Origin of the sequence: Actinoallomurus sp. CA-142502, assembly GCF_050936355.1 — a bacterium.
Lineage (GTDB): Bacteria > Actinomycetota > Actinomycetes > Streptosporangiales > Streptosporangiaceae > Actinoallomurus > Actinoallomurus iriomotensis.
In genome coordinates, this window is the sequence record NZ_JBNJMY010000001.1 from 6,425,856 (window position 1) to 6,449,329 (window position 23,474).

Sequence of the window (23,474 nt, forward strand, 5' to 3'; positions counted from 1 at the left end):
TTGGCCGGCTCAGGCCAGGGATGCGAGCCAGCGCAGAATGTGTTCGTAGCTGCTGCGGGCGTTGCGGTGCAGGTTGACGTTATGGCCGGTGGCCGGGACGACCTGGAAGCTGAAATTCTCCGGGGCTTTGCCCTTGACCCGATTCACGGCCTGGTAGGTGTCGACCTCGATGTCGGAATCGAACATCATCACGTCGTTTTCCCCGACCAGAGCGAGCACGGGCACATCGATGCGCTCCCACGCCTCGGCGGCGGTACCCATATCGGATATCTCACCCAACGTCATGACACCCTTGATCTTCTCATCCACATCCAGGACCCGCTCGTCGGCGTTTTCGGCCACGTAGAACGTGGGAACTCGCGCCTCTGACCTGAGGGTGAGGTATCCGTCATCGACAAGGCCGCACAGGTGGGCCACCACCGGATCTTCGGCCACGTCGTGGAACAAGATCCCGGATCGGGGGTCATCGTCCATGGCGCCGGAGTCGATCCCCAGATGCCCGGTGAAGACCACAGCATCGACGTCCCCGTTCTCGCTGGCCGCCAGTCCGGCCAGGATCGAGCCGAACGAGTGACCCACCAGGACGACGCGTTCGAAGGCGATCCCGGCCAGGCTGCCGTCGCGGGCCGCAGTGACGATCTCGCGCAGAGCGTCGGCCTGCGCGGCGGCGGTGTTGAGCCGGCCCGGCGGCCTGGAACTGGCACCTGATCCGACGCGGTCGATGGCCAGCGTGGCGTGCCCGCTACGGCGGCAGTATTCGACGTAGGAGTAGGTCTCGCGGTCCAGAGGCCAGTCCCAGTACCGGTGGTCGTAACTCCCGCCGTGCAGGAGTATCTGGAGTTCGCCCCGGACAGCCGGTTCGGGGACGGTGAGCCAGCCAGCCACCGACCACTCGGTGCCGAGCGGTGATGTGCAGCCGATGCGCACCTCGGTCCGATCAATCATGGGCTGTGTTCCTTTCGATAAGGGGATCCGGTGTTCGGTGCGGGCCCGACCTATTCGAAAGGTTGACGGACGGAAATACTAGGCACGCGACATCGGCAATGTCAGGCAGCGAACCGCAGCACGGCGAGCCGCGGAAGAGACCGCGCCGTGCGATGACGAAAGGCACCCAAACGGAGCAGAGAATCAGTCCTTCACGCCACCCGCCCTCCCCTTACTGACGTCCGTTATCGCTTTTGATGACAGGGAACATCAGATGCCGGTGGAAGTCAAGGACACGTTCTTGCGCAGGTAGACCAGCGCGAGCATGGTTGTTGGGAGGGGTGGAGCAGGTGGCCATTGGACCGGATCTGGTTGCGTGCCGGCGGACCAGGCCGGCGGTCTAGCTCAGAGTCCGACGAGACAACGGCAGCGTGAACGACGTCCGTGTGCCTGCCGAGCACGATTTACGCAGTCCTATGCGGCCGTGGGCTCGGACAAAGCGGGGTGGATGGGGATACTCCGTCCGTCGGGTAGCAGTTCTCCAGTGTCGTCAAAAACGATTACGCCGTTGCACAGCAACCCCCATCCCTGCTCCGGGTAGAACACGAGCAGCCGAGCCGCGTCATGATCGGAAGCATCCGCGGATGGGCATGGCGGCCGATGCTGGCACATGAGGATCCTCTTCCTATCTGTCTTCTGTGCTGGTTTCCTGGGCTCTGACGCGACGCTGTCGGCGGTGCAGGTTCGCGCGCTCGACGGGCGTGAGGCCACCCCAGATGCCGACCCGCTCGCCGCTGTCCAACGCGGTCTGGAGGCACTCTTCGCGTACGGGGCACCGGAAGCAGATCGCCTTCGCGGTGCCGACGTCCTTTTTCAGATAGGTCACGCGGTCGGGGAAGAAAAGCGCTGAATCGAACTGCAGGCACGCGGCTCGCGCACGCCAACCGGCCTTGCCGTCCGGATCTGTCCCGGTGCTCTTGGTCAAGTGGGCCATCTGGTGCCTCCTCTGCGCGCTGCGTTCATAAATGAATACGCGTGCGGCGTCCGGCGCCGTTCACTCGATCAGGACCGGTGAGGCACATCCGGGGCAGCTCGAGGTGCGGTGACCCTCCATCGGCGGTGATCAAGAGGCGTGGCGAGGTCCTCGTAGAGACCCTGCCGACAGACCGCGCAGAACAGTACGAAGAAGTACAGCAGTAATTCTGCGCGCGGTGCCTCCGACGGGGTCAGCGGGTGGCGGTCGTCAGGTCGCGGCAGCGGCTGCTCGCCTCGGCGTCACCGATCTCCTCGAACACCTCCGCCGCACGCTCGTACGCTCGGCGGCTCTCCTCGGTCCGGCCCTCCTCGGCCAGGAGGGCCCCGAGTCCTTCCAAGGCGCGACCACCCCGGAAGTTGGACACCTGGGATTGATCCATGAGAGCGGTCGCTTCGGTCAGCGCGGTTATCGCTTCGGCTTGGCGACCGAGCAACCTCAGGCATTCACCGACTCGGGCGAGCGAGTACGGCCGAAGGAGTACCGCGATGCTCGGAGTCATCCCGGATCCCTCGGTGCTCGTCAGTTCATGGGACTTGAGGTATTGCTCCAATGCCTCGTCGTAGCGTCCGGCCTCGACGAGGCAGTCGCCGACGTTGTCGAGACAGGGCCCGTACGCGTCCATGTCGCCGATGGCCTTGAACATCTGCGCCGCCAAGGATGCCGAGCCAATGGCTTCGTCGAGCCGTCCGAGCAGTCGATACGCGGCCGCGGAGTATTGGTGAGCCCATGCGATCTGGGCCGTGGTTCCGCTTCGCGTTGCCAGATCCAATGCCTGGGCCACAGACCGCAACGCGGCCTCTGGATCGTACGGCGGCACCAGATGAACCCACGCGAGATAGTTCAGCTGTGTGGCCTGCTGTGCCAGATCGCCCAAGGCGGCGGCGGCCTCCGCACCGAGCGTGAAGACCTCGTGCCAGTGCGGTGCGTGCACCCACCGGTCCGAGAACCAGTGCATCGACTCGGCACCGTCGAGAACTCGGGCGTGCTGAGCGCTGCGTGCCGCATACCGCAGTGCGCCGAGCCAGTTGTCGACGTTCACACGCAGCCAGCGGTCGGCTTCCTCCGGGGAGGACAGTTCGGCGAGGTCGGCGTCGGCCCGATTCGCAGGGCCGTAAGCGGGTTCGAACCATCGTCCGGCGGTGGTGGCCATCCGCAGCAGCCACGACATCAGCGTCTCGCTGATCGTGTCACGCTCGGCATCGGTGTCGTCCGCGTCCAGCCGTTCGCGGGCGAACAGGCGGACCAGATCGTGGAAGCGGTAGCGACCCGAGGTGCTGTCCTGGAGCAGGCCGAGGTCGACGAGTTCGTCGAGAGCGTCCCAGGCGTCCTCGATCGGGAGCTCGCCGACCACCGCGGCGAGAGTGGCGTCGAAGCCCCGGCCCGGCACCAGTGCGAGTCGGCGGAAGACCTTCTGCGCGGTGGCCGGGAGTTGTCCATAGGACATCCCGAACGCATTGGCGATCTTGAGGTCGCCGGCCCTGAAGTGGTGGAGACGGCGCTCCTCACCGGCCAATCGCGATGCGAGTTCGGCAGCGCTCCATTCGGGCCGACTGACCAATCGGTTTCCTATGATCCGCAGCGCGAGTGGCAACCCACCGCACAGACCAGCGAGCGCGGTGAATGCGGTCTTCTGGTCCGAGGTGGAGGACTCACCCACGATTCCCGTCAGCAGGTCGGCGGACTCCACCAGGGACAAAGGCGTCAGGCTCAGCCTGCGTACACCCTCCAGGCCGGCCAGCAGCCGCCGACTGGTCACCAGAGCCCTTACCCCACCAGGGCCCGGCAGCAGCGGACGGACCTGCTCCTCGGAGGCGGCGTTGTCGAGCACGACCAGAACGCGTTTGTCCCCCATCAACGCTCGGTACAACGAAGCACGTCCCGGCACATCATGAGGTATCTGCCGCTCTGCGGTATCGAGCGCACGAAGCAGCAGCGCCAAGGCCTCGTCCACGGCGAGGGGCTGAGGGGACATGCCGAACAGGTCCAGGAACAGCACCCCATCCGGAAACTCCGGCCTCAGGACGTGCGCGGCGCGAACGACGAACGTGGTCTTTCCCAGACCGGCCGGGCCGGTGACGAGTCCCACGCCGGCCGTACCCGGCGAGTCACCGGTGCGAACCAGATCATCGATCCAGTCGAGTTCCGCGGTTCGGCCGGTGAAGTCGTCAACGGACCGGGGAAGGTTACAAAGACCGGTCGGACGTGTCCAGTGAGTCCGCAGCCGGCCATCTCGCGCCAGTTGAACGAGCTGGTCACTGGCTTCCTCGGCGAGAGCAAGCGCCTTGGCGAGAGCGATGACGGTCCGATGTTGAGGTCCCCGGCTACGCCCCCGCTCCATGTCCGAGAGAGTCCGGACGCTCACCCCCGACGCTTCGGCGAGTTGCTCCAGCGTCAGGTTCGCCGCGCGCCGATGACGTCGCAGCAACTCCGCGAAGCCAAGTCGATCGGTGATGGGACTACTCCCTTCTCCGCAGCCGCTCAGGTCAGACATGACGCAGGGGATCACCTGCCGACATCACGGCGAAAGAAGTCCAGCAGGCGTCGTCTCGGGTGACGTCCCAGCTTGGTGAAAGTGGTCGGGCTCCTCGGCGTGGTGACTCACACGCCAAGGGTGGCGGTCAACAAGATCCACGCCAATGGTCCTCTCGAAAGGGGCACATCACACGATGGCTCTGGACCAGTCTGCCCTGACCGGGGCCCTCGATGTGCTCAATGGCGCTGATGTCGAGGATCGGATCCGCCAGGCGGGCCCACGATCTACCAGGCTCTGGTCGAAGCGGAACCGACCTCGGTGATCGGCGCGGCGCCGCATGAGTGGACCAGTCACTATTCGCGGCGAGCATGGAGGCCCACCTGCACGGCACCTCCACCCGCAAGGCCGCCGACCTGGTCGAAGCCCTCGGCGCCGACACCGGCATCTCCAAATCCGAAGCCGGCAGGATCTGCGCCGAACTCGACGTCGCAATCGCCGCGTTCCGCGACCGGTCGCCGGCCGATCAGCCGTTTCGGCACGTGTTCTTGGACGCGACGTACTGCAAGGCCCGGGTCGATCACCGGATGGTCTCCCAAGCCGTGGTGGTCGCGACCGAGTCGCCGCGGACGGACGCCGCGAGGTGCTGGGGGTTTCATGTCGGGGACAGCGAGGACGGCGTGTTCTGGACCGCGTTCCTGCGTTCGCTCAAGACCGCGGGCTCCACGGGGTCGGGTTGGTCATCAGCGACGCCCACGCCGGCCTCGAGGCGGCGTGATCGAGGCGGTGCCGTTGAGCGCGGCCGGGCAGGGCTGCCGGGAGAACGGCATTGAGACCAGGGGAGTTCAACTCCGGTCGTTGGCACCAACCCTCTCCCCTGAATCTCTGGCACGACAGGGCACGTCGCCGGCACCCGTTCCGGATGCGGTGCTGCCGCTACCGGCCACCTCAGCGGTCGGAACGCCGACGCCGGCGGACGCCGGGCGGTGGCTGGTGATCGTGCCGGTCCGGCAGGCGGCATCGCCGGTGCCCGGTGCCCGGTGGGCGCTGCCGGCGTCGGCGCCGGCCTATCGCTGACAGCCTCTTAAAGATTTTGGCTCATAGACCTTGACGAAAGCCCCGTAGCGGACAAACACTCTCTCTAGCCACGCCAATGCGCCGGATTCGGATAACCGAAACAACGGCCAGGAGGGTTTTCCATGGGCGCCGCTCCCACCATTGACTACTTACGAGTTACGAGCCCGCCCGGGACGATACAGCTCTCCCTCAGCGAGCAGCGGATCATTTCCGCTCTTGGTTCCCACGAGGACTGACTGGAGCCGCGTGCGCTTTTAGCTGAAAGCGCAGGCCGCGTTGTGATGGCCGTCTCTGGTTGTCGCCACGCTTCCCATAGGAGCGACCTCCAATACTTTACCTCCCTCATCACAGGAGACGCGCAAAGATGACTGCTCAGAGCAAGCCGAACTCAGACGAGTTCCTACGCGATAACGGAGCAGGCCGCCGCCGTCTCCTGACCGGCGTCGGCGCTGCGGGAGTAGCCGCTATCACCGGCCAACTCGCCACTCCCGAGGCGTCGGCAGCCGTAGCGCCCAAGCGCACCGACCTCTTCTACTACTGGGAGGCACAGCAACATTCCCTCGGCTTCTCTCAGGGCGTCCGCGTGGACAACACTCTATGGCTGTCGGGTACGGCGGCACTCGACCGGGACTTCAACCCCGTCGCCTCCGGCGACCTCGCCGCTCAGATGAAATTCATCTACCAGCGCATCAGAGAGAGCCTGGCCGAATACGGTCTCGACTTTCGCCATGTCGTGCGCGAGAACATGTATGTAACCGATATGGCCGCCTTGACCGACGCCTTGCCGTATCGCAAGAGCATCTACGCTGACGGGCCATTCCCGACCTCCACGACAATTCAGGTGAACCAGCTCCTTGTTCCCGGACTCATGATTGAGATCGAGGTGACTGCCTGCCGGGCACTGCCATAAAGCTCGACATGAATCCAGGGCGATTCAAAGTCGCCTGCCTAGCTTTGAACGCGACAAATCGACGGCGGTACGGCAGGACAGCGCCCGAAAACTTCTGGCCGGACGGTATGGGTTGTGGTGATCAACCCATCTACCAGCAGCTTTCGCCTGCTCCTGGCCAAACCTGCAACTCCCGGACCACTCACGCGCGCCTGGACCTTCCCGGTGCCGCCGCCGCGGCGACCACGTCCCCGCCCGCCGCCCCGGCGAAAAAACCCGCGATCGACCATGAACTACAGGGGTGCGAAACGACGTACTTAACTGTGTGTTCAACGGGGGTTTTTTAACCGTTCGGTAGGAGGCGTGGACTCGTGACAGTGTTGGGGCCTGAGATGGCCGTAGAAGGTGGAGCGAAGCACTGGGCAGGCCGGCGTCGCACGGCGCGGTCGCGTACCGGAGAGAAAGAGCCCTGTTCATGTTCCACGGCGGTGGAGCACGAACACTGGAACCTGCAGGTTCGAGGCGAGACCTCGCGAGCACGCCTCGACCGCGTATACGCAGAGATCCTCCAGGAGGTGCGCATCGCACAGTGCGGTGTGCAGATCCTCCTCGCCTTCCTGCTCGGACTGGCCTTCACGTCACGGTTCCAGCAGTCCGGGCCGTGGCAGCATCACTTCTACGTCATCTCACTGGTCTCGGCCGCGGCGGCGCTGGCGATGCTGATCGCACCGACGTCCTTCAACCGGCTGGTGCTGCACCGTCCGGACCTGCGACGGCACCTCGTACGTACGGCTCACCGGTGCGCGTTGATCGGGCTCGCGCTGGTGCTGGTCTCGGTGGGCGCCGCGGTGATCCTCGTACTCAGCTGCGTCCTCGACTGGGCCCTGGCCGGTTCGCTGGGCGCCGGACTGGTGGTCTGGTGTGCGTTCCTGTGGTTCGTCATGCCGATGGCGAACCGGCGCCGGCACGACCACGGCGAAGTGCCGGGTGCGGCGGTGAAGTCATGACCGCGGTCCAGGACGAGACCCGTGCGGCGGCGTCCGCGGGCGAGACGGATGACATGGCGAGCTGGCCGGAGTGCCCCGGCTGCAGGCATGCGCGGTCCGACGTGATGACGCCGACGCTGCGGCGGGCGGACCGGTCGTTCGCCGAGATCCTCCAGGAGGTACGCGTCGCGCAGACCGGTGTGCAGCTCCTCGTGGGCTTCCTGCTGACCGCTCCGTTCGCGCCCGAGTTCGCCGTGCACACGGCGGCCGACCGCGTCCTGTACGTGACGAGCCTGATCGCCGGCGTGGCGACGAGCGGCCTGCTGATCGCGCCAGCGGCGTTCCACCGCCTGGTGTACGGCCACCGGATGAAGCGCGAACTCGTACAGGCGGCCAATCGCCTGACCCAGGTCGCAATGGGCTTCATGCTGATCTCCATGGTCAGCGCCCTGACCCTCGTCTTCGTCGCGGTGACCGGCAACTGGGCGGCAGGGGCCATCACCGCCGGCATCGTGGCCTGGTTCGTCGGCTGCTGGTACGTCATGCCGTTCATCAACCTCAACCGCTGCCGCTGATCGCCTTCAGGGCAGGGGGCTGCCCCTGCCCTGGACCCGCCGCCGACTGGTTGGCCGCGGACGACTCCCGTCGCCAGGACGTTGCCCTCGCAGATGGACGCGTCATCGAATTCTTCCGGCAGAATTGGAGCATCGTTGGCACAGGCTGCTTCCGTGGCAGCCCGCATACGAAATACCGTTTCGACGGGTGGGGCCGACCCCCGATCTAGCCAGGCACCTGTGGATGGGGGACGGCGTCGAGCCGAACTACTCCCGCGAACCCGGACTCGCGTAGACATCTCTCGTCGCGCGAGCGTGGCCAAACCCGCCGGACGAACTCGCCGTTGGGTGGCGAAGTCACACGCGGGGTGAACGCGCTGCTCATCCATGGGCCAAGGACGACCTATGCGGGCAACACGGCGCCCGAGCCAGTACGGAACCGCTCTCGGCCCGCGCCGGCTTGGGTCACTTCCCACGGACACGAACGGATCCGACCGCGGTTCCCCGTGCAAGTGCAGACCCACCCGCCTGGTCACCGTCCACCTTGAGCATTTCGCCGGTTACGCACCGGCCCGATCCCCGAGAAACAGACCGACGAGGCAGTGCCGTCCGAGCTCAGCGGCGCGACCCCCTGGCGTCTCGACGCACAGACAGACATCGACGCCGCTGTCCAGTCCACGGCGCATGGCTAACGGTTAGGCTGTCAGCACCAACTCAGCACCGGGCGGGGAAACAACGGGAAAGGGCCGAGACCGACGCGCATTCGCGGAAGGCTGAACGGCACGCCTCCAACCCGTGAGGCGATCACCAAGCAATGCCGGTGACCTGCGGAGACGCTACCGTACCGGCAGTCCCGTCACCGTGCGGCCGATGACCAGGCGCTGGATCTCCGAGGTGCCCTCGAAGATCGTGAAGATCTTGCTGTCGCGGTGCCAGCGCTCGACCGGGTAGTCGCGGGTGTAGCCATTGCCGCCGAGGATCTGGATGGCCTCCTCGGTCACCTTCACCGCGGTCTCGCCCGCGTACAGTTTGGCCATCGAGCCCTCCGCGCTGCCGAAGTCCTTGCCGTTGCGGGCCATCCAGGCGGCGCGCCAGACCAGCAGGCGGGCGGCGTCGATCGACGTCTTCATGTCGGCCAGTTTGAAGGCGATCGCCTGGAAGTCGCCGATCTTGCGGCCGAACTGCTCGCGGTCGCGTGCGTAGTCCAGGGCGTACTCGTACGCGGCGCGGGCGATGCCGACGGCCATGGCGCCGACGGTCGGGCGGGACGCCTCGAACGTGCGCATCGCCGCCTGGCCGGCGGCGCGTTTGCCCTCGCGCACGCGGGCGAGGCGTTCGTCGAGTTTCTCCTTGCCGCCGACGAGGCACGAGCCGGGCACGCGCACGCCGTCCAGGATGACCTCGGCGGTGTGGGAGGCGCGGATGCCGTGCTTGCGGAACTTCTGGCCCTGCGACAGGCCGGGCGTGCCGGGCGGGACGATGAAGCTCGCCTGGCCGCGCGTTCCGAGCGACGGGTCGACCGACGCGACGACGACGTGCACGTTCGCGATGCCGCCGTTCGTGGCCCAGGTCTTCGTGCCGTTGAGCACCCACTCGTCCTTGGCCTCGTCGTACTCCGCGCGGGTACGGATCGAGCCGACGTCGGAGCCGGCGTCGGGCTCGGAGGCGCAGAACGCGCCGAGCTTGACGTCGTCCGGCGTCCCGAACATCTGGGGCACCCACTCCCCCGTCTGCTCGGGCGTGCCGGTGGCCGCGACCGACACGGCGGCCAGGCCGGAGCCGACGAGGGACAGGCCGATGCCCGCGTCACCCCAGAACAGCTCCTCGAAGGCGACCGGGATGCCGAGACCGGACTCCTCGAACCACTGCTGGGCGAAGAAGTCGAGCGAGTACAGGCCGATCTTGGCGGCCTCCTGAAGGATCGGCCACGGCGTCTCCTCCCGCTCGTCCCACTCCTCGCCCGCCGGCCGGATCACGTCCTTGGCGAACTCGTGCACCCAGTCCTTGACCTGCTGGATGTCCTCGGGCAGTTCGAGCGAGAAGGCCGGGGCGCCGTCGTCCGACATGTTTCCTCCGTCTCGGGGCGGCCCAAGGGCCGGGCTATTGGACTCGGTGTCTCTTAGCGTAGACCCGATGGCGTTACCGCCGGTAACATCGTGGCCAGATTCACAAATGCGCCAAAAGAACTGTTGACTCATGCATGGCGAGTCACGAGGCTGTAACAACCGGTACCCCCGGCCTGCGGTAAGAGGTAACTTATTTCGCGCTCCGCCCAGGTCACTCCAGAAGAATGGGAGCTTGCGTGGGTCTGCTCCGCTCCGGCCGCCGCCGGAATGCCCGCACTCCCGTACTCACGTACGGCGCTCTCCTGCTCGTCGTCATCGTGGCCGCCTCGCTCGTGGCCGTGCTGTGGCCCGGCGAGCCCCAGACCCACGTCACCGCCTACTTCGAGCGCGCCACGGGCGTCTACCCCGGCACCGAGGTCCGCGTTCTCGGGGTGAAGGTCGGCAAGGTCACCAAGGTCACGCCCAAGGGCAACATGGTCGAGATCAAGATGGCCTACGACGCCAAGCGCAAGGTGCCGGCCACCGCCCAGGCCGTGATCATCGTGCCGTCGCTGGTCGCCGACCGCTACATCCAGTTCACGCCGGTCTACCGCAACGGCGCGGCGCTCAAGGACGGCGCGACGCTCCCGCTGTCGAGCACGGCCGTGCCGGTCGAGCTGGACGACGCCAACCAGGCGGTCAACGAGCTGACCAAGGCCCTCGGCCCGCAGGGCGCCAACGCCAACGGCTCGCTGTCCCGGTTGCTCAAGTCGAGCGCGGAGACCCTCAACGGGCAGGGCGAGAACTTCAAGCAGACCCTGCAGGACCTGTCCGAGGTCAGCCGGGTCCTGTCCGACAACCGCGGCAACGCCACCCAGACGGTGCAGAACCTCGCCAAGATCACTCAGGCGATGGCCGCGAGCGACCGGCAGATCCGCTCCTTCTCCCAGAACCTCGCCTCGGTGTCGAGCACTCTCAACGGCGAGAAGGCCGAGCTGCGGGCCGCGGTCAGCAGCCTGTCGGTGGCGCTGCGGGAGGTCGCGGGCTTCGTCAAGCAGAACAAGACCGAGATCGCCGCTAACGTCCAGGGGCTCGCCCAGATCACGGGTGTCCTGGTGAAGGAGAAGGCGGCGCTGCAGCAGTTCCTGGACAAGGCGCCGGTGGCCGCCGCCAACGCCGCCAGCGTGTACGACCCGCAGGACGGCACGCTGCACGCGCGTCTCAACCTGCAGCAGTCGCAGAACATCGCCATGTGGCTGTGCTCGCTGGCCTACTCCCTCGGCGCACCGCCCAAGCAGTGCGAGGCGCTGCTCAAGCCGCTCAACGCCCTCGGCGTGCCGCTGAACGCGCTCGGCCTCGACCTGTCGCCGCTGACCACGGCGACGACCCACTACGACGTCGTCCCGCCGCCCGCGGACGCGTACGGCGGCAACGCGCCCGCGCAGAGCCAGAGTCAGGGCCGGAGCCCGAGCGCCAAGAACTCCACCAACCCCGACCCGACCTTCGGCGGCATCCTCTCGCCGCCGGGCAGTCCCTGATCAGACGGCCGAGCGGAGGTGGTCCGCCACCTCGATCACCGGCGGCCGCTCCCCGACGGCCACGTCGCTGAGCCGGATCTCATGGCCGCCGGCGACGCGCCGGAACTGCGTGAGCGTGGTCGACGGCGGTTCGAGGCGTACGACCCGGCCCTGGCGCTCGAGCCGCGACCAGGCCGTCTGCATGATCTGCCCGGACATGCCGCCGAGCGCCTCGGCGGACTGGTGGCGGTGCACGCGGGTGCCGAGGTCCACCTGGGCGATCGCGTCGAGGCCGGCGTACTCCAGCACGTCGACCAGGAGGCCGAGTTCCACGCCGTACCCGGTGACGAAGGGCAGGCGTTCGAGCAGCGCTCGGCGGCCGGCGTACTCGCCGCCGAGCGGCTGGAGGACGCCGGCGAGCAGGGGCCAGTGCATGTTGATCAGGGGCCGCGCGACGAGCTCGGTCACCCGGCCGCCGCCGTGGGCCACGGTCGTGCCGCCGTTCACGAACGGGCGGTCGTAGCAGGCCTTGACGTAACCGACGGACGGGTCGGTCAGCAGCGGGCCGAGCAGGCCGGCGACGAACGCCGACGTGAAGTCGCGCAGGTCGGCGTCCACGAAGACCAGCAGGTCGCCGCGGGCGACGTGCATCGACTTCCAGAGCGCCTCCCCCTTGCCGGACATCGGCGGGAGCTGCGGCAGCACGTCGTCCTGGGCGACCACGAGGGCGCCCGCGGCCGCGGCGACCGCGGCGGTGTCGTCGGTGGAGCGCGAGTCGACGACGATCACCTCGTCCACCAGGGGCGCGCCGTCGACGAGGTCGCGGCGGATGGCCGCGACGATCTCCCCGACCGTCTCGCGTTCGTCACGGGCCGGCAGCACGACGCTCACCGTCGTACCGCCCTTCGCCTCGAGCAGCTCCTCCACCGGCCAGTCCGCGGCGGAGCTCGTGCGGCGGCGCAGCCAATCCTCGACCTGGGGCAGCAACGGGGGTCCCCCTTCTCCTGGGTGGCTTGTGCCCATTGAGCCCCGACGCGGTTTCGCCGCCGTTTCGCCGGCGTCACACCGGCGAAACGTCATCCCGACGCGTGCTGGTCGAGGAACTCGTAGACGTCCACCTCGTCCACGCCGGGGAAGGCCCCCGGTGGCAGGACGGACAGCACGTGGGAGTGCGCGCGGGCCGAGGGCCAGGCATAGCCCTGCCAGCGCTGGGCCAGCGCGGCCGGGGGCAGCTGGCAGCAGTCGCCGTCGGGGCAGGACGAGGTGACCCGGCGCGTGGTCTCACGGCCGCGGAACCAGCGGGAGTGCTCGAACGGCACGCCGAGCGTGATCGCGAACTCCTTCTCGTGGCTCGGGTCGATGTGGGAGAGGCACCAGTACGTTCCGGTGGGCGTGTCGGTGTACTGGTAGTAGATCGAGAAGCGGTCGTCGGCGTTGAAGACGTGCCGTCCGGCCCACTCGCGGCACATCCGCTGGCCCTCGATCGCGCCGTGCTCGTCGGAGGGGAAGACCAGCCCGTCGTTGGCGTAGGCCTTGTAGATCGTGCCGCTCTCGTCGTTCTTGGTGAAGTGGACCGGCAGCTCGAGGTGATGCGTTGCCAGGTTGGTGAACCGGTGGGCGGCCATCTCGTACGACACGGAGAAGACGTCGCACAGGTCCTCGATGGACAGCTCCCGGTCGGCCTTGGCCTCCTGGAGGTACGGCACGACGGATCGCTCGGGCAGAAGCGTGGCGGCGGCGTAGTAGTTGGCCTCGACCCGCTGGCGGAGGAAGTCGGCGAAGTCCTTGGGCACCGCGTGGCCGAGGGCGATGTGCCCGAGCGTCTGCAGGAGGATCGTGCGGGGCGTGTGCATGCCGAGCTGCTGGCGCTCGAGGTAGATCCTCCGGTTGCGCAGGTCGGTGACGGACCGTACGGATCGCGGCAGGTCCTGCACGTAGCGGAGGGTGAAGCCGAAGTTGGTGACGAGCGCGAGCAGCATCCCCTGGGAGAGCGCGCCCGCCCGGTAGCCGACCGCCTCCAGGGTCTTGGCGGCGATCTCCTCGATCTCGCCGAAGTAGTTGCCCCGGTCGTGCATCTGCCGGCGCAGCTCGGCGTTGGCCTTGCGCGCGTCCTCCGGGCTCGCGGTCGGCTTGGTACGGCTCCGCTTGACCTCCTCGTACATGGCGAGCAGGTGTTCGAGGACGTCGTTGGGCACCCGCTTACCGATCTTCAGATGGGGCAGCCCGAGGCTCTGGTAGAGCGGGTCCCGCTGGGCCTCCTCGATCGCGATCTCCAGCTGGGCGCGCCGGTTCGGCGGCTGTTTGCGAAGAAGTTCCTCGATCGGGACGTCGAGGGCGGTGGCGAGCGCCTGGAGCAGTGACAGCTTCGGCTCGCGTCTGCCGTTCTCCAGTAGCGAGAGCTGCGAGGGTGCCCGGCCCACGCGTTCGCCCAGGTCGGAGAGGGTGTAACCGCGAACCTTACGGAGATGGCGCATCCGCTGGCCGAACGTCACGAGGTCTAGACCATTCGTCAAGTTCAGCGTTTCTTCTTTCTGAAAGCCCGTCACAGCTTCACGTTAGCAGAATTTTCCGATTTCTTCTTGTTACTCCGCGGTTCACTAGGCCCGATCCCGGCCAGACACTTGAGGCATACGCACCCAGGGGACGACATAGGAGGGCATCGAGATGAGCGACCGTCGCCTCAAGGGCGCAGCCGAGGAGCTGCAGCATCAGTGGGAGACCGACCCGCGCTGGACGAACATCGATCGTGACTACACCGCCGAGGACGTCATCCGGCTGCGCGGTTCGGTGCAGGAGGAGCACACGCTGGCCCGGCTGGGCGCCGAGCGGCTCTGGCGGCTCCTGCACGACACCGACTACGTCAACGCGCTCGGCGCCCTGACCGGGAACCAGGCGGTTCAGCAGGTGCGCGCGGGCCTGAAGGCGATCTACCTGTCCGGCTGGCAGGTGGCCGCCGACGCCAACCTCGGCGGGCAGACCTACCCGGACCAGAGCCTCTACCCGGCCAACTCGGTCCCCGCCGTCGTGCGCCGCATCAACAACGCCCTCATGCGCGCCGACCAGATCTCCTGGTCGGAGGGCGACGAGAAGGCGCCGTACTGGCTCGCCCCGATCGTCGCCGACGCCGAGGCCGGCTTCGGCGGGGTGCTCAACGCCTTCGAACTGATGAAGGGCATGATCGCGGCGGGTGCCGCCGGGGTGCACTGGGAGGACCAGCTCGCCTCGGAGAAGAAGTGCGGCCACCTGGGTGGCAAGGTGCTCATCCCGACCGGCCAGCACATCAAGACGCTGAACGCCGCCCGCCTCGCGGCCGACGTGTCCGGCGTTCCCTCGCTGATCGTCGCGCGGACCGACGCCCAGGCCGCGACGCTGATCACGAGCGACGTGGACGAGCGCGACCAGGAGTTCATCACCGGCGAGCGCACCGCCGAGGGCTTCTACCGGGTGCGGAACGGCATCTCGTCCTGCATCGCCCGCGGCCTGGCCTACGCGCCGTACTCGGACCTGCTCTGGATGGAGACCGGCACGCCGGACCTCGACGTCGCCCAGCAGTTCGCCGAGGCGATCAAGCGGGAGCACCCCGACCAGATGCTCGCCTACAACTGCTCCCCGTCGTTCAACTGGAAGAAGCACCTCGACGACTCGACGATCGCCAAGTTCCAGCGGGAACTGGGGCACATGGGGTACAAGTTCCAGTTCATCACGCTGGCCGGCTTCCACTCGCTCAACCATTCGATGTTCCACCTCGCCAAGGGCTACGCCGAGGACGGCATGACGTCCTACGTGGAGCTGCAGGAGGCGGAGTTCGCCGACGAGGCGGCCGGCTACACCGCCACCAAGCACCAGCGCGAGGTCGGCACCGGTTACTTCGACCTGGTCAGCACGGCGATCTCGCCGGACTCCTCGACGGTGGCGCTGAAGGGCTCCACTGAGGAGGAGCAGTTCGTTAGGGCTCACTGACGGTCAGGCGTCCAGGTCGTGAGAGGATCCCCCGGCTCAGGCCGGGGGATCCTCTTGATTCTGCAACTTTCCGACCAACGCCCACTTGTGTCAAAGTTTCCGACAGAGGGCACAAGGCGGTAAGAGTTGCCCTTTCCGGTTGATCCTCTGCATCTAGGGACCGACATGCGCAAAAAACGCGTGCTGCTGGCCATCGCCACGTCGACCGTAAGCCTGGTCGCGCTCACCCCGGCAGCGCTCGCGAACACGCGACCCCAGTTCACCCCGGGTGCCACCGGCATCGGTGACCCCTATTTCCCGCTGGAGGGCAACGGAGGCTACGACGCCCAGCACTACGACGTCGCCTTCTCCTACGACCCGGCGACGCACCGGCTCGACGGCACCACCTCGGTGACCGCACGGGCCACGCAGAACCTCGCCCGCTTCGACCTGGACCTGCAGCAGCTCGACGTCAGCAAGGTCACCGTCGACGGACGGTCCGCCACCTTCACCCGCGACGGCCAGGAACTGCAGATCACGCCGCGCCACGGTATCCGCAAGAACGCGCGATTCGTCGTGGCGGTCACGTACGGGGGCGTGCCCCAGACGATCGTCGGCTCGCCGGTCGTGTTCGGCTCCCCGTACGGGTTCGTGCACACCGACGACGGCGCCTTCATGGGTGACGAGCCCAACGCCGCCTCGACCTGGTTCCCCAGCAACGACCATCCGAGCGACAAGGCCTCGTTCACGTTCCGTGTCACCGTGCCCAAGGACCGGTCGGTGATCGCGAACGGGCGGCTGGTCTCCCAGCGGACCACGGGCGACCGGTCGACGTGGGTCTGGGACGAGAAGTACCCGATGGCCACCTACCTGGCCACCGCGGACATCGGCCAGTGGCAGTTCAAGACCGGCAAGACCCCCGGCGGCATCCCCGAGACGGTCGCGGTGGACCCGAAGCTGATCGGGCGTGACCCGAACCATCCGGACCCGATGGCCTTCTTCTGGGACACCACGGCCCAGGCGACGGACCTGTGGTCGAAGACCTTCGGCAAGTTCGCCTTCGACTCCACCGGCGCGATCGCCGACCTGGCGACGTACAACGGGCAGGCGATCGGCTTCTCCCTGGAGACCCAGACCCGCCCGCTGTACTCCGACGTGCGCAACACGAACACGATCGCGCACGAGCTGGCGCACCAGTGGTTCGGCGACGCGGTCTCGGTACAGGACTGGAACGACGTCTGGCTCAACGAGAGCTTCGCGACCTTCGCGCAGTGGCTGTGGGCCGAGAAGCAGGGCGGGGCGACCGTCCACGACCAGGCCCGCGCCACGTACAACCGGCACGGCGCCACCGACACGTGGTGGAACGTCGTGATCGCCGACCCGCAGCGCGACACCATGTTCCACGACCGCGTCTACAGCGGCGGCGGCATGGTGCTGGAGTTCCTGCGGGAGAAGATCGGCGACGACGCCTTCTTCTCGCTGCTGCACACGTGGTTCGAGCAGCACAAGTACGGCAACGGGAGCACCGAGCAGTTCACCGCGCTCGCGAACAAGGTGGCGCACCAGAACCTCGACTCCTTCTTCCAGACCTGGCTGCACTCCCCCGGCCGGCCTCCGCTGCCCCAGGGCTGACCCCGGTTCTTCCCACTGCCGCCCGCCACGCCGAAAACGTGTGGCGGGCGGCGACGTCTCACCCGTACGGTGTCAGCCGGTGGTGCGCGCGCCGCGATCTTCGGTGCGCCCGGACGGTCACCGTCAGTGAGGGGTGCGACACACGATGCGGCTTTACGCCTGGATCGCCGCCTACGCGTTCCGGCGCCACGCCACCTACCGCATCGCGGCTCTCTCGGCGACCTTCACCAACACCGTCTTCGGCTTCATCCGCGCGGGCGTGCTGATCGCGCTGTGGCACGCCCGGCCCTCGCTCGGCGGGTACGACGCGGCCGACGCCATCACGTTCAGCTTCCTCACCCAGTCGCTGATCGAGCCGATGCGCATCTTCGGCGGCGGCCTGGACCTGACCGAGCGCATCCGCACCGGCGACGTCGCGGTCGACCTGCACCGGCCCGCCGACCTGCAAGGTTGGTGGCTGGCCGACGACATCGGCCGCACCGCGTTCGCGCTGGTGTCGCGCGGCGCGATGCCGCTGCTCGCCGGCTGGCTCGTCTTCCCCCTGCGCTGGCCCACGCCGGCGACCTGGGCCGCCTTCGCCGGCGCGGTGCTGCTCGCCATGCTCGTGAGCTTCGGCCTGCGCTACCTCACCTCGCTGGTGGTCTTCTGGGTGCACGACGACCGCGGCGTCAACGCCATCAGTCTGATCACGTCGATGTTCTTCTCCGGCCTGATCGTCCCGCTGGTGGTCTTCCCCGGCCGGCTCGGGGCGGTGGCCGACCTGCTCCCCTGGGGAGCGCTGATCCAGCTTCCGGCCGACGTCTTCCTCGGCAAGCGCACCGACCTGCTCACCGTGTACGCCTTCCAGGCCGCCTGGGCGGCGGCACTGCTCGCGGCCGGGCGGCTGCTCACGTCGGCCGCCCGCCGAAAGCTGGTGGTCAACGGTGGCTGACGCACGTCACCGCGGGCGCCACGGAGCGGGCTCGATCGACGAGAGGTCGCGGAGGAGCCGGTCGGTCATCCAGCGGGCCGACCGTCCCGGGGCGTCGACTCCCTTGCAGCCGGAGAGCTGGACGTCGGCCAGGTCCGCGAGCGTGGACCCGGACCGCTGGAAGTACAGCCGAGCGCCGGCGCCGTCGTCGCTCGGGCAGTTGAACGTTCCGGACGGCCACTTCGGCGCCGCCCTGATGTCCTTGGCGAGGCGCCGCGCCAGCACGGCGTTCCCGCGGGTCAGCGCGGCCCGGCACGGCCGCTGGTTCATGCCCGGAAACCACACGGCGACGACCCCGGTCGGCCGGGAGCCGACACTCACCAGTCCGTGGCTCGGCACCCTCCTGGAACCGTGGGACCCGACGCAGACGTGCCCGGTTCCCGACGCCCGCGCCGACGCGGATGGGGCCGCGGACGGCGGCGTGCCGCGCACCGGTGCGCCGCTCCCGCCGAAGGGCGAGCACGCGGCCAGGGCCACCGCCGACGCCACGGCGACGGCCCGCTGCCATCGGTGCATCCCCGCGCCCTCTCGTCTCCGGTCCCCCGCTCTCCCAAGGGATCTCACACCTCCTGCGGACCGTCCATCAAGAGCACGGCGGAGGCCGGAGGTGGACGATGGTTGAGGCCGTGCGCACGTACGTGCTGCTGGCCGGCACCTGGATGCGGTCGGCCGCGCAGTACCCCGCGTCCATGGTGATGCTGCTGCTCACGCAGGCCGTGTCCAGCTCGCTCGACCTGGTCGCGATCCTGATCATGTTCGCGCACACGCCCCGGCTCGGTGGGTTCTCCCTGGCCGAGGTGATGTTCCTGTACAGCACGTCGGGGTTGTCCTTCTCGCTGGCCGACATCACGCTCGGCACGGTCGAACGGCTCGGCGAGCACATCCGCAAGGGCACGCTCGACACCGTGCTGCTGCGCCCGGTGAGCCCGCTCCTGCAGATCGCCACCGAGGACTTCAACCCGCGCCGGCTGGGCAAGCTGATCCCGACCGGGACCATGTTCGTCGTGGCGCTCACCCGCCTGGACGTGCACTGGACCCCCGTACGGGTGGCGGTGCTCCCGCTCATGGTCGCGGGCGGCCTGTGGATCTTCTGGGCGCTCTGGGTGCTCTCCGCCGCGTGGCAGTTCGCGGTCGTCGACGGCAAGCAGGCGGGCAACTCGATCACCTACGGCGGCGGCTTCCTGACGCAGTACCCGCTGAGCATCTATGGCCGCGACGTCCTGCGCGGCCTGACCTGGGTGCTGCCGCTGGCCTTCGTCAACTGGGAGCCGGCGCTGTACGTCCTGGACCGGCCCGATCCGCTCGGTCTGCCGGTGTTCTTCCGCTTCGCGTCGCCGCTCGTCGCGGCGGCGCTGTCCGTTCTCGCCGCCCTCGCCTGGCGCGGCGGGCTGCGCCGTTACCAGTCGACGGGGAGCTGACGTTGATCGAGGTGGACGAGGTCGTCAAGTCCTTCACCCTGCGCCGCCGCGCCGGGCTGCTGCGGCGGAGCCGCACGCTCGTGGACGCGGTCGACCGGATCTCCTTCACCGTCGCGGCGGGTGAGTTCGTCGGTTACCTCGGCCCGAACGGCGCCGGCAAGTCGACCACGATCAAGATGCTGACCGGCATCCTCACGCCGTCGTCGGGGCGGATACGTGTGGCGGGTCTGGACCCGGCCCGGCAGCGTACGGCCCTCGCCCGGCGCATCGGCGTGGTGTTCGGGCAGCGCACCACCCTGTGGTGGGACCTGCCGCTGCGCGACAGCCTGACACTCGTACGCCATCTGTACCGGGTCGAGCGCTCGGTGCACCGGGCGCGGCTCGCCGAGCTCACCGAACTGCTGGACCTCGGGTCGTTCCTGGACACCCCGGTGCGGCAGCTCAGCCTCGGCCAGCGCATGCGCGGCGATCTCGCCGCGGCACTCGTACACGACCCGGAACTCCTCGTCCTCGACGAACCGACGATCGGCCTCGACGTCATCAGCAAGGCGACCGTGCGCGCCTTCCTGACCCGGCTCAACGAGGAACAGGGCACCACGATCCTGCTGACCACACACGACCTCGGCGACGTCGAACGCCTGTGCCGCCGCGTCATGGTCATCGACCACGGACAGCTCACCTACGACGGGTCGGTGCAGCGGCTGCGGGAGACCGTCGACGTCGACCGCCTGCTCATCGTGGACCTCGCCGCGAGCGCGCCACCGATCGAGGTGGACGGCGCGCGAGTGGTACGCACGGACGGCCCGCGCCAGTGGCTCGCCATCCCGTCCGACGTCAACGCCGCGGCGGTGGTCGCCGCGGTCGCGAGCCGGTACGAGGTGGAGGACATCTCCCTACGTGAGCCGGGCATCGAGGATGTCATCACCCGCCTGTACCGGACCGGGGTTCCCACCCGCTCGTGATGCCGAGCCGCGGGTGGTCATCGCGCCCGCTCGCTCGCGGGAGATGACCGCTGACAAGGCACGTCCTCATCAATGACGGCCGGGCATCCCCGCAATCGAGGATGCCCGGAAATCACCATTCGTTCGATCTACCGTCGTACGGTCCAGCCTCTACGGCTCACCAGAGCTGGCTCTGGCGAATCTCGGGACCGCTACCCTCGGCAGCCTCGCCCGGTCCGACCGGGCTCTCGGCCGGCTGGTGCCGCTGGGCGGCGAGGGCGCGCAGCTGGTCAGCCCTCATGAACGCGGGTGCCACACCGATCTGAGTGAAGTTCACACACCCGGTCGGGAAGCCCATGGTCGGGCAGTCGGCCTCGAGGATTCGCCCGTCGGTCGTACGCGCGGTGACGAACGTGCCCTGCACCGCACTGTTGCTCACGGTGACGAGCGAGATGCAGGAGACCGGTTGGCCCACCAGGCCGGGGATCTGCGTGAACGCGACCGGACCCACACCCGGGTTCGTCTCGCTCCCACCGAAGGCCTGCCCGGTACTGACGAGCCCGACGTTCTTGGGCCCGGCCTGTGCGATGGCGCTCGTATCGATGCACTGACCGCCGGTGGCCCCCGTCGGTCCAGTGGCACCCGTCGGGCCGGTGGGGCCTGTCGGCCCAGTGGCGCCCGTCTGACCCGTCGGTCCGGTGGCACCCGTGGGACCGGTCGGGCCTGTCGGACCGGTCGCGCCCGTCTGACCCGTCGGCCCGGTCTGACCCGTGGGACCGGTCGGACCTGTCGGACCGGTCGCGCCCGTCTGACCCGTCGGCCCGGTCTGACCCGTGGGACCGGTCGGACCTGTCGGACCGGTCGCGCCCGTCTGACCCGTCGGCCCGGTCTGACCCGTGGGACCGGTCGGACCTGTCGGACCGGTCGCGCCCGTCTGACCCGTCGGCCCAGTCTGACCCGTCGGTCCGGTGGCACCCGTGGGACCGGTCGCGCCCGTCTGACCCGTCGGCCCAGTCTGACCCGTCGGTCCGGTGGCACCCGTGGGACCGGTCGCGCCCGTCTGACCCGTCGGCCCAGTCTGACCCGTGGGACCGGTCGGACCTGTCGGACCGGTCGCGCCCGTCTGACCCGTCGGCCCAGTCTGACCCGTGGGACCGGTCGGACCCGTCGGCCCAGTCGCGCCCGTCGCGCCCGTCGGCCCGGTGGGACCCGTAGCCCCGTTGAGCCCGTTGAGCCCGTCGCGCCCGTCGCGTCCTCGGATAATGTTGATCACGTTATTGCGGCTGTTGGCGTTGAAACGAATGCGATTTATGTGCTCGTTCTCGTTCGCATTCCAGTTACGGTTCCGATGGTGGTTCCAGTAAGCACTGCGGGAGTGCGCACTGCTACCCCGGCCCCAGCGCCAGCCGTCCCAGGTAACCTGGGCGGACGCGGGAAGGCTTGTCAGAACGCCGCCGCCGACTGCGGCAAGCATTCCGGAAGCCACGATCGTCTTCTTACGCATGGTCTCCTCTTTTTCGGAATGGCGCGATGGCTTTCACGCACGGGCGCTCAGATATGTGTTCGGAGTGCCACATCGTGAGTCTTCCCATGCCTCGCAGTGAACAACGTGCCCGCCAGGTAATGCGCCAACAAAAAGGGCTTAGCTGGAAATTTGAATGCCCCGAAGTGCAGACCATACGGCACGCTCGAAACGGCCGTTCGCGCGGTCGGCGACAGAAACTCGATCGTCATTGTTGAGCAGCCTAAGCTCCACTCTGAAGTCGGGTTCAAATCTCAGATCAACGAGATCTTCGCGACAGGGGTCAACCGGGTAGGATTCCGACCTTCACGCATTGAACATCATGCATCGTGCCCACCGCAGGTGGCTAGCGTCACAGATGCAAACCGCGACCACGAGCCGCCCTTTATCCGACGTCCACCCGAGTCGGCGGAGGCCGCCTGACCAGGACGCCGACCGGCCACTCTTTCCTGTAACGAGTCAATTTGGACACCTGTATCAAGTTGGAGAATAGGAATTTATCGCATAGGCCCAGACGGGGCCGTGAGATGCATACCCCTTCAGTCCTCCATGACGTACATGACCGAGTTAATAGTCGAGCAATACATATCGTTCGTGGTTGTTCCACGATGGTCAGACGCTCGATCCGCAGGGCCGGCCGACCTCCGACCGGTCCGCTGTTCGATTGAAGTTCAGTCCGGATATCTCTAAATATGGCACTTTCGATCCACTGCGCACCCTTGGCCCTCGCACGACGGAGCGAACTCGAGGTCTGTCAGGTGCGCGAGGTGCGCCGCCGGCACCGTCGAGCAGTTTCGCCACGGCCTGCTCTCAGCTTCGGCGTCATCGTTGGGCCGGAAAGATTTCCGGCCCAACGCGCCGAAGATCACGAGATCGCGTGGATCGACCCGAAACGGTTTCTGATCCGCTCGACGTCCTCCTGCCCCATGGGAACGAGGCGGACTCGGGCCGTGTCGACGTCAGCGTCCGAGACCTCGGATCGTGCGCCGCCGAAAGTGCCGGGGCCGGTGGAGGAACCGGCGGTCGGCCGCCCGTCCGCGTCGACCAGACCGTTGTTCGCCTGGTCATGTATGTCCTTGCGGCGAAGGTCGACCTAGCCCCTGGGCGCGGTCGATGCCCGGCGCGGCCGGTCCTGCGCGCGACCGTCCGCGCTCGCCAGGATGGCCACCAACGCGGCGGACGCGGCGGCGAACCAGGCATCGGAGACCGTTTCCGGTCCTGGCGGGAGACGGTTCACCTGCCTGGATAGAGCTGCCCGCGAACTTCGGCTCAGTCAGCACACCCGACATCCGACCTTGGGGATCCGGCCGGCCCGCAGATCGATGCCGAAATGAAGACTTACCGGATAGAACATCTTCATGGTGATCCGGCGCCGATGCCGCCAGAGATCTGCAGGCACCAGGACGGGGGCGATGTCACCGATGGGCGCGGCGAGCAGGTAGCTCGGTTCCGCATCGTCGGCATGGGGCACGAGTGTCACGGTGAGGCAGGCGTTCTCGCCCTCTTTGACCGCGACGCCCCTGACGCGCAGGAGGTCACCAGCCGCAGGCACGG

At 67.8% G+C, this 23,474-nt stretch carries 20 protein-coding genes and 1 pseudogene; 11 read left to right on the forward strand and 10 right to left on the reverse strand.

Annotated elements, in window-relative coordinates; translation table 11 throughout:
* Positions 1–9: 9 nt before the first annotated feature.
* The 4 genes from ACQEV1_RS30335 to ACQEV1_RS30350 form a co-directional block, all read right to left on the reverse strand.
* Positions 10–945, reverse strand: a complete 936-nt coding sequence (locus ACQEV1_RS30335) for an alpha/beta hydrolase (protein WP_433397930.1) — start codon at positions 943–945, stop codon at positions 10–12.
* A gap of 453 nt (positions 946–1,398) precedes the next feature.
* Complete coding sequence (locus ACQEV1_RS30340) at positions 1,399–1,596, reverse strand: DUF5999 family protein (protein WP_433397932.1); 198 nt, start codon at positions 1,594–1,596, stop codon at positions 1,399–1,401.
* A gap of 13 nt (positions 1,597–1,609) precedes the next feature.
* Entirely contained in the window at positions 1,610–1,918 is a 309-nt protein-coding gene (locus ACQEV1_RS30345) for a WhiB family transcriptional regulator (protein WP_433397934.1), read from the reverse strand.
* Positions 1,919–2,150: 232 nt separating this feature from the next.
* Entirely contained in the window at positions 2,151–4,451 is a 2,301-nt protein-coding gene (locus tag ACQEV1_RS30350) for an ATP-binding protein (protein ID WP_433397936.1), read from the reverse strand.
* 350 nt (positions 4,452–4,801) lie between these two features.
* Between ACQEV1_RS30350 and ACQEV1_RS30355 the strand changes: the two are divergent.
* The 5 genes and pseudogenes from ACQEV1_RS30355 to ACQEV1_RS30375 all read left to right on the forward strand — a co-directional run bounded on the left by ACQEV1_RS30355 (position 4,802) and on the right by ACQEV1_RS30375 (position 7,957).
* Positions 4,802–5,208, forward strand: a pseudogene (locus ACQEV1_RS30355) (transposase).
* Positions 5,205–5,507 (forward strand): hypothetical protein, encoded by a 303-nt coding sequence (locus ACQEV1_RS30360; RefSeq protein ID WP_433397938.1) that lies wholly within the window; start codon positions 5,205–5,207, stop codon positions 5,505–5,507. The pseudogene ACQEV1_RS30355 and the gene ACQEV1_RS30360 overlap by 4 nt, the downstream one beginning before the upstream one ends.
* 364 nt (positions 5,508–5,871) lie before the next feature.
* Complete coding sequence (locus ACQEV1_RS30365; protein ID WP_433397940.1) at positions 5,872–6,417, forward strand: RidA family protein; 546 nt, start codon at positions 5,872–5,874, stop codon at positions 6,415–6,417.
* A gap of 371 nt (positions 6,418–6,788) precedes the next feature.
* Positions 6,789–7,403, forward strand: coding sequence for a DUF6328 family protein (locus tag ACQEV1_RS30370; protein ID WP_433397942.1), 615 nt, complete (start codon positions 6,789–6,791; stop codon positions 7,401–7,403).
* The gene (locus ACQEV1_RS30375) at positions 7,400–7,957 is read left to right on the forward strand and encodes a DUF6328 family protein (protein WP_433397944.1); all 558 of its coding nucleotides are present in this window, start codon (positions 7,400–7,402) and stop codon (positions 7,955–7,957) included. The genes ACQEV1_RS30370 and ACQEV1_RS30375 overlap by 4 nt, the downstream gene beginning before the upstream one ends.
* 815 nt (positions 7,958–8,772) lie before the next feature.
* On the opposite strand, the gene ACQEV1_RS30380 is transcribed toward ACQEV1_RS30375, so the two are convergent.
* The gene (locus ACQEV1_RS30380) at positions 8,773–10,002 is read right to left on the reverse strand and encodes an acyl-CoA dehydrogenase family protein (protein ID WP_285622358.1); all 1,230 of its coding nucleotides are present in this window, start codon (positions 10,000–10,002) and stop codon (positions 8,773–8,775) included.
* Between the two features lie 236 nt (positions 10,003–10,238).
* On the opposite strand from ACQEV1_RS30380, the gene ACQEV1_RS30385 reads away from it, so the two are divergent.
* A complete protein-coding gene (locus ACQEV1_RS30385) occupies positions 10,239–11,519 on the forward strand; it encodes an MCE family protein (RefSeq protein WP_433397946.1) in 1,281 nt (426 codons plus the stop codon).
* On the opposite strand, the gene ACQEV1_RS30390 is transcribed toward ACQEV1_RS30385, so the two are convergent.
* The gene (locus tag ACQEV1_RS30390) at positions 11,520–12,485 is read right to left on the reverse strand and encodes a glucosyl-3-phosphoglycerate synthase (RefSeq protein ID WP_433397948.1); all 966 of its coding nucleotides are present in this window, start codon (positions 12,483–12,485) and stop codon (positions 11,520–11,522) included.
* 89 nt (positions 12,486–12,574) lie between these two features.
* The gene (locus ACQEV1_RS30395; RefSeq protein ID WP_285622365.1) at positions 12,575–14,011 is read right to left on the reverse strand and encodes a helix-turn-helix transcriptional regulator; all 1,437 of its coding nucleotides are present in this window, start codon (positions 14,009–14,011) and stop codon (positions 12,575–12,577) included.
* Between the two features lie 151 nt (positions 14,012–14,162).
* Between ACQEV1_RS30395 and aceA the strand changes: the two genes are divergently transcribed.
* From aceA to ACQEV1_RS30410, 3 genes are all read left to right on the forward strand, one after another.
* Positions 14,163–15,458, forward strand: a complete 1,296-nt coding sequence (gene aceA, locus ACQEV1_RS30400; RefSeq protein WP_285622368.1) for an isocitrate lyase — start codon at positions 14,163–14,165, stop codon at positions 15,456–15,458.
* A 165-nt stretch (positions 15,459–15,623) separates the two neighbouring features.
* Positions 15,624–17,069 carry a M1 family metallopeptidase gene (locus ACQEV1_RS30405; RefSeq protein ID WP_433397950.1) on the forward strand — a complete coding sequence of 482 codons (1,446 nt, stop codon included), beginning with the start codon at positions 15,624–15,626 and terminating at the stop codon, positions 17,067–17,069.
* 145 nt (positions 17,070–17,214) lie between these two features.
* Positions 17,215–18,000, forward strand: coding sequence for an ABC transporter permease (locus ACQEV1_RS30410; RefSeq protein ID WP_285622373.1), 786 nt, complete (start codon positions 17,215–17,217; stop codon positions 17,998–18,000).
* 6 nt (positions 18,001–18,006) lie between these two features.
* On the opposite strand, the gene ACQEV1_RS30415 is transcribed toward ACQEV1_RS30410, so the two are convergent.
* On the reverse strand, positions 18,007–18,555 hold the full coding sequence (locus tag ACQEV1_RS30415; RefSeq protein WP_433397953.1) for a hypothetical protein: 549 nt from the start codon (positions 18,553–18,555) through the stop codon (positions 18,007–18,009).
* Positions 18,556–18,653: 98 nt separating this feature from the next.
* On the opposite strand from ACQEV1_RS30415, the gene ACQEV1_RS30420 reads away from it, so the two are divergent.
* Positions 18,654–19,457: an ABC transporter permease gene (locus tag ACQEV1_RS30420; RefSeq protein WP_285622377.1), complete on the forward strand. Its 804-nt coding sequence runs from the start codon at positions 18,654–18,656 to the stop codon at positions 19,455–19,457.
* Positions 19,458–19,459: 2 nt separating this feature from the next.
* Positions 19,460–20,419 carry an ABC transporter ATP-binding protein gene (locus tag ACQEV1_RS30425; protein ID WP_433397955.1) on the forward strand — a complete coding sequence of 320 codons (960 nt, stop codon included), beginning with the start codon at positions 19,460–19,462 and terminating at the stop codon, positions 20,417–20,419.
* A gap of 157 nt (positions 20,420–20,576) precedes the next feature.
* Here ACQEV1_RS30425 and ACQEV1_RS30430 read toward each other — a convergent pair whose 3' ends face one another.
* Together ACQEV1_RS30430 and ACQEV1_RS30435 are read right to left on the reverse strand one after the other, a co-directional pair.
* Positions 20,577–20,909, reverse strand: a complete 333-nt coding sequence (locus tag ACQEV1_RS30430) for a hypothetical protein (RefSeq protein WP_433397957.1) — start codon at positions 20,907–20,909, stop codon at positions 20,577–20,579.
* A gap of 2,284 nt (positions 20,910–23,193) precedes the next feature.
* Positions 23,194–23,472: a hypothetical protein gene (locus ACQEV1_RS30435; RefSeq protein ID WP_433397959.1), complete on the reverse strand. Its 279-nt coding sequence runs from the start codon at positions 23,470–23,472 to the stop codon at positions 23,194–23,196.
* Between the last annotated feature and the right edge of the window lie 2 nt (positions 23,473–23,474).

Coding starts and splice junctions, on each gene's coding strand:
- ACQEV1_RS30335 (WP_433397930.1), bottom strand. CDS start 945: ATGATTGATCGGACCGAGGTGCGCATCGGCTGCACATCACCGCTCGGC.
- ACQEV1_RS30340 (WP_433397932.1), bottom strand. CDS start 1,596: ATGTGCCAGCATCGGCCGCCATGCCCATCCGCGGATGCTTCCGATCAT.
- ACQEV1_RS30345 (WP_433397934.1), bottom strand. CDS start 1,918: ATGGCCCACTTGACCAAGAGCACCGGGACAGATCCGGACGGCAAGGCC.
- ACQEV1_RS30350 (WP_433397936.1), bottom strand. CDS start 4,451: ATGTCTGACCTGAGCGGCTGCGGAGAAGGGAGTAGTCCCATCACCGAT.
- ACQEV1_RS30365 (WP_433397940.1), top strand. CDS start 5,872: ATGACTGCTCAGAGCAAGCCGAACTCAGACGAGTTCCTACGCGATAAC.
- ACQEV1_RS30370 (WP_433397942.1), top strand. CDS start 6,789: ATGGCCGTAGAAGGTGGAGCGAAGCACTGGGCAGGCCGGCGTCGCACG.
- ACQEV1_RS30375 (WP_433397944.1), top strand. CDS start 7,400: ATGACCGCGGTCCAGGACGAGACCCGTGCGGCGGCGTCCGCGGGCGAG.
- ACQEV1_RS30380 (WP_285622358.1), bottom strand. CDS start 10,002: ATGTCGGACGACGGCGCCCCGGCCTTCTCGCTCGAACTGCCCGAGGAC.
- aceA (WP_285622368.1), top strand. CDS start 14,163: ATGAGCGACCGTCGCCTCAAGGGCGCAGCCGAGGAGCTGCAGCATCAG.
- ACQEV1_RS30405 (WP_433397950.1), top strand. CDS start 15,624: ATGCGCAAAAAACGCGTGCTGCTGGCCATCGCCACGTCGACCGTAAGC.
- ACQEV1_RS30410 (WP_285622373.1), top strand. CDS start 17,215: ATGCGGCTTTACGCCTGGATCGCCGCCTACGCGTTCCGGCGCCACGCC.
- ACQEV1_RS30415 (WP_433397953.1), bottom strand. CDS start 18,555: ATGCACCGATGGCAGCGGGCCGTCGCCGTGGCGTCGGCGGTGGCCCTG.
- ACQEV1_RS30420 (WP_285622377.1), top strand. CDS start 18,654: ATGGTTGAGGCCGTGCGCACGTACGTGCTGCTGGCCGGCACCTGGATG.